This is a genomic window from Flagellimonas abyssi (assembly GCF_019457905.1).
GTDB classification, from domain to species: Bacteria; Bacteroidota; Bacteroidia; order Flavobacteriales; family Flavobacteriaceae; genus Flagellimonas; species Flagellimonas abyssi.
Map to the genome: position 1 here is coordinate 1 of NZ_JAHZSV010000072.1, position 4770 is coordinate 4770.

The window sequence follows — 4770 nt, forward strand, 5'->3', positions numbered from 1 at the left end:
GCTTCCCTATATGTGGCTTTGACAAGAATAACCCACAATCCGCAACTATTCCAAATGGCTAAGGCTTTTCCAAAAATTATCAGTAACAAAAGAAATTTAGGCTTCGATTATGAACAAGATTAACCTTTCGGCATATCAACCCATCGTAGATATTCAGGACAATATCGTATTTGCCAATAATGGCAATGTTATTCTGTGCTATAAAGGTAATTTACCAGAAATCTATTCCTTATCTGAAAAGGACTTTGAGGATATGCACGGTGCTTGGTTTCAAGCATTAAAGTCATTGCCAGTTGGTACTGTGGTTCATAAACAGGATATCTATCTCAAGAAATCATATTCTTCGGAACAACTTCCCAATTCTACATTTTTAGAAAAAGCGACCCACGAGCATTTTAAAGGTCGTGGGCATATAGAGCACAGCTGCTATTTGTTCTTCATTTTGACCAAAAACAAGGCTCTCAACAATCCGAAATACGTCAATCCCTTTAGGAAAGTTTCAAAGGGAATCGTACAGGAACTGGATGATAACATCAAGAGTTTCGCCAACTCGGTAAGTGATTCAGTTTCCTTTATCAATAATAGCCGAAAGATGGATTTTGTTTCGCTTAAAGCGGAAGACATCCTGCAACTAACAAGTGCCTATTTCAATGGCTTTAATGAAGGTTATGATACTGACATTTTACTGGATAAGAAAAGCGTCAATATTGGCGAAAACCATTTTGATGCCCTTGCCATCAACAGCGAACTGTGCTTTGGCGATAGTGTACAGAGTAGCAAAACCAATGAGAAATTCACTTCTGACGATTTTGTATTTCATCAAGGGTTTATTGATGGCTTAGGGCTTACGCTTAATGAGAACCATATCGTCAACCAAATCCTATATCTCGATGACAAACAGAAGTGGCGCAAGCTACTGGATAAAAAGATTGAAGAACTCAATAAAAGTTCAAATTTCGGTTCACAGAATAAAGTGGTACTTGGTAAAATCCAGCACATTCTTGACCAAATCAATGCCGATGATAATGCACGAATCATCCGTGGTCATCTCAATATCGTGTATTGGGCAAAGGAAGCCAAAGAGCTCGACAAAATAACTTCAAAAATAAAGACTGAATTTAAGGAATTGGATATCATACCATACTATCCAAGAGGCGAAGAACGTAAGAATTACATCCTAAATAGCTACTGCTGTTTCTCTTCTAACTTCTCAAATAATGATTTGTACGTAACCGATTTAAAACACGCGCTTTGCCTGTTCATCAATAACACCAATTACAAAAGCGATAACACCGGAATTATCTTTAATGACCGCGAGCACAACATTCCTGTTCTGAAAGATGTTTGGGATGAAAAGAAGAAACGCATCAAGGCACGAAACTTTGCCATTTTCGCGCCAACTGGCGAAGGAAAATCCTTTTTGGCCAATAACATTCTGCGCCAGTATTTTGAAAGTGGCGTTCGCTTGGTTATCATAGACTTGGGTGGTTCTTATACCAAATTCGCTAAACTCTATCCTGAAAAGTATACGGTGCTTCGTTATGAAAGTGGGAAGAACTTAGGTATCAACCCATTTTACATTAGCGACACAAATGACCTCACACCCGAGCGATTGGAAGACTTGTCTGTTTTCCTGTTTGAATTATTTGCTTCAGATTTAAAAGTGACCAAAGCACAATCAGTATCGGTTAAAAAGATATTACGCCATTATTACGATAGTACTTCAGAAAATCATTCGTTGGATGGTTTTTACAGCTTTATAGAAAGGAACCAGAAAGACCTTCTGGACACCTTAAAAATCCATCCCGACTATTTCAATGTGACGAGCTTCTTGCACGTAATGTCCGAATATGTCGGCGATGGTCTATATAGCTTCCTGTTTGAAGTAAGTGAAGACCAAACCTATAAGATTGAAGACAAACGCTTGATTGTTTTTGAACTGGATGAAGTCAAGGACAATAAGGAAATCCTGTCTGTGATGCTCAAGCTAATTAAATCCGCCATTCAAAGAACCATTTGGAAAAACAGGGCAGAAAAAGGCATCATCCTTTTTGATGAGTTTGCCAAGCAATTGAAGTTTGACAACGTGTTGGAAAGTGTGGAATTTTACTATCAAGCCATCCGAAAACAAAATGGTGCGATTGGGATTATTCTTCAGTCCATCAATCAGCTACCAAATAATTCAACTTCAGCAAGTATTCTTGAAAATACACAGGTTATTTATAGCCTCAATAACGAAAAAGGCTATGACGAATTGGTCAAACGTCTCAACCTTTCCAGCCACGATTTAAACCAATTAAAGTCCATCAAGAACAATCTTTCCGGTCCACGCAAGTACACCGAAATGTTTATCAAGATTGGTAGGGAAAGTAATATTTTTCGGCTCGAAGTTCCGAAGGAAGTTTATGCAGCTTATTTGACCGATGGACAGGAAAACGAGGAAATAATGAAGCTCTACAATGAGCATCACGATATGCAAAAAGCAATAATTCAATTCACATCTAAAACATAATATTATGAAGACAAAAATCAAAATTTTAGTAACAACGGTAGTATTGACCTTATTTATGTCAGGCAAAGCAACCGCCCAAGGAATGCCTACTTACGATAATACAAATTTTATCAGCTTGGTTAAGCAACTGATAGAATCGGGTAAACAGACTGCTCAAATGATTAAGTCTGTAAAATTCTTGAAAGATGCAAAAGAGGCTATAGAAAAGGTATCAAGCGTTGTCGAACAACTCAGAGCAGTTGAGGAAATTGGCCAGAATAATCAGCGCCTTATCAACGTAATGCAAAATGATTTACAGGATATTTTGAATTCGCCCTACATCAAACCCGATGAAGTTTCAAGGGTTGTGGAATCGTTCGATGCCATAGTACAAAACTCGTTAGACACAGTAGATTTTATTGATGAAGTACTATCCAGCGATTACCTAAAAATGAGCGATGCCGAACGTGCTGAAATCCTTAAAGCAAAAGAGCAGGAATCCAAGCAAATGGTTTCCAATATTACAACCAAAACCAAACGCTATCGTGACATCATTTCCTTCAGGAAAATGCAGGATAAAGTCAATAATCGAGAAACCGAATACTAAAAATGACTGCGACCATTCTCTTAGGAATTGGACTGGAATACATCGATACCGTCTTCCAGACCATACAGGCCAGCGACTTTTCGCAATACACGATTGCAGGAATGAAAACGCTCGCTGTCCTGTTCTTTCTGGTCAACATCCTCAAAAAATACAATGAAGGCATTGCAGATAAGGATGGCTACACTTGGGGATTGAGTCCAGGCGAACTGGCAAAGAATTTTGCCATTGTCATTTTGGTCATTTTCTCAACACAAGTATTAGGATTTTTCGATGGTATATTAGTTGCCATTGAAGGACAATATCGAGGAACTGCACCAGCCTTATTGCCATTACAAATGCAGGATATTCCCATAGAAGAAGATGTAAGTATCATCGAGGTTGCACAAGCTGCTATGACATTATTATATGAAGCCTTGGTCACACCGCTTTACGGATTCAAAATATTTGCATTCATCATTAGCTTGTTCCTCTGGATATTAGATTTGTTCATTTATCCATTGTTTTTGGCAGAACGCTTTTTTCTACTCGGAATAATGCAAACTTTTTTTCCCTTGGTCATTAGCCTTGCAGTCTTTGAAAAGTTCCGTTCGTTAGCTTATACATTCTTCAAGCTTTATGCTGCGGTCTATATGTTAGTACCTGCTTTCTTTTTAGTAAACGTCTTTGTGAATGCACTCTATACGGAAATCAATACTAATTTCTGGGTCAACCTTTTTGGAACCGATACAGGTCAAGGATTTTTTGCACCTGTGGTTCAGCTTGGGTCGGTTGGTTTTATTGTTTTCCTAAAATTCAAATTGTATAAACGTGCCACGTCTTTTACTCTCAGACTATTTACCAATTAAACCCATTCAGAATGAAAACACCATACAAGAATATTTACAACGTCCTAAAGCTGAATCGGTTTATCGTTTTGGCGGTTGTTGCCTGTGCCTTACTATCCAGCACATTTTCGGTTTGGATGGTATTCAATACCAATCAAAAAGCACTTAATAGTGCGTTTGCCATCAATACCGATGGCAGTATCATTCCCCTGAAGCTCGTGACCCAAAAGGAAAATTTTCGGGTTGAAGCTTTGGCACATTTGGATCTGTTCCACAACTACTTCTATAACATCGATGCGAGTAATTACGAACGCAACCTGGAAAAGGCTTTGTGGTTAGGCAATAGTTCCGTGGACAATCTCTACCGCCAGAAAAAAGCCGATGGTGTTTACAACAGATTGCTTCAGTATTCCTTAGTTCAAAAAGTTCTGAGTATCGAGTCACGGATATCTGAAAATAATGGCTCGTATGGTTTTACAACGACTACCATTTTTGAAATCAATAGAGGTACAATCATCGACACCTACGAATTGGTTTCCACCGGAAACCTGATTATGGTTGATCGAAACTTTCCCAACAATCCACACGGATTATTGATTACCAACTATTTCGAAAACACTTTAAAAAAACTAAACGATGAAAGTTGAAAGCCGACCCGCCTGACTTCGGGCAGGTAATCGGCACTTAAAAACTCACTCTTATGAAAGTAGAAAAAAACAAGATAGTATTTGCAGCGGTATTGGCCGTGATTTTCATATTCCTTATTTCCTATTCGGTAATGGTAATTGGCGATGATGAAAGTGAAACAGAAAATCTTAAACAGACCTTAGTACCAGATTTGGAAGAGG

4 protein-coding genes and 1 pseudogene are annotated in these 4770 nt (G+C 38.4%); all 5 read left to right on the top strand.

Going from position 1 to position 4770, the window contains the following annotated elements:
* Positions 1-109: 109 nt before the first annotated feature.
* On the top strand, positions 110-2512 hold the full coding sequence (locus tag K1F36_RS19660) for a TraG family conjugative transposon ATPase (protein ID WP_220115309.1): 2403 nt from the start codon (positions 110-112) through the stop codon (positions 2510-2512).
* A gap of 4 nt (positions 2513-2516) precedes the next feature.
* Positions 2517-3098, top strand: coding sequence for a conjugal transfer protein (locus tag K1F36_RS19665; RefSeq protein ID WP_116772158.1), 582 nt, complete (start codon positions 2517-2519; stop codon positions 3096-3098).
* 2 nt (positions 3099-3100) lie between these two features.
* Positions 3101-3943, top strand: coding sequence for a hypothetical protein (locus tag K1F36_RS19670; RefSeq protein WP_133671636.1), 843 nt, complete (start codon positions 3101-3103; stop codon positions 3941-3943).
* A gap of 11 nt (positions 3944-3954) precedes the next feature.
* Complete coding sequence (locus tag K1F36_RS19675; RefSeq protein WP_220115310.1) at positions 3955-4569, top strand: conjugal transfer protein TraK; 615 nt, start codon at positions 3955-3957, stop codon at positions 4567-4569.
* Positions 4570-4622: 53 nt separating this feature from the next.
* Positions 4623-4770 (top strand): annotated as a pseudogene (locus tag K1F36_RS20280) (conjugative transposon protein TraM); the annotation flags it as partial.

What these genes read in the sequence shown, in the direction of transcription:
- K1F36_RS19660 (WP_220115309.1), top strand. Translation starts at nt 110, where the DNA reads ATGAACAAGATTAACCTTTCGGCATATCAACCCATCGTAGATATTCAG.
- K1F36_RS19665 (WP_116772158.1), top strand. Translation starts at nt 2,517, where the DNA reads ATGAAGACAAAAATCAAAATTTTAGTAACAACGGTAGTATTGACCTTA.
- K1F36_RS19670 (WP_133671636.1), top strand. Translation starts at nt 3,101, where the DNA reads ATGACTGCGACCATTCTCTTAGGAATTGGACTGGAATACATCGATACC.
- K1F36_RS19675 (WP_220115310.1), top strand. Translation starts at nt 3,955, where the DNA reads ATGAAAACACCATACAAGAATATTTACAACGTCCTAAAGCTGAATCGG.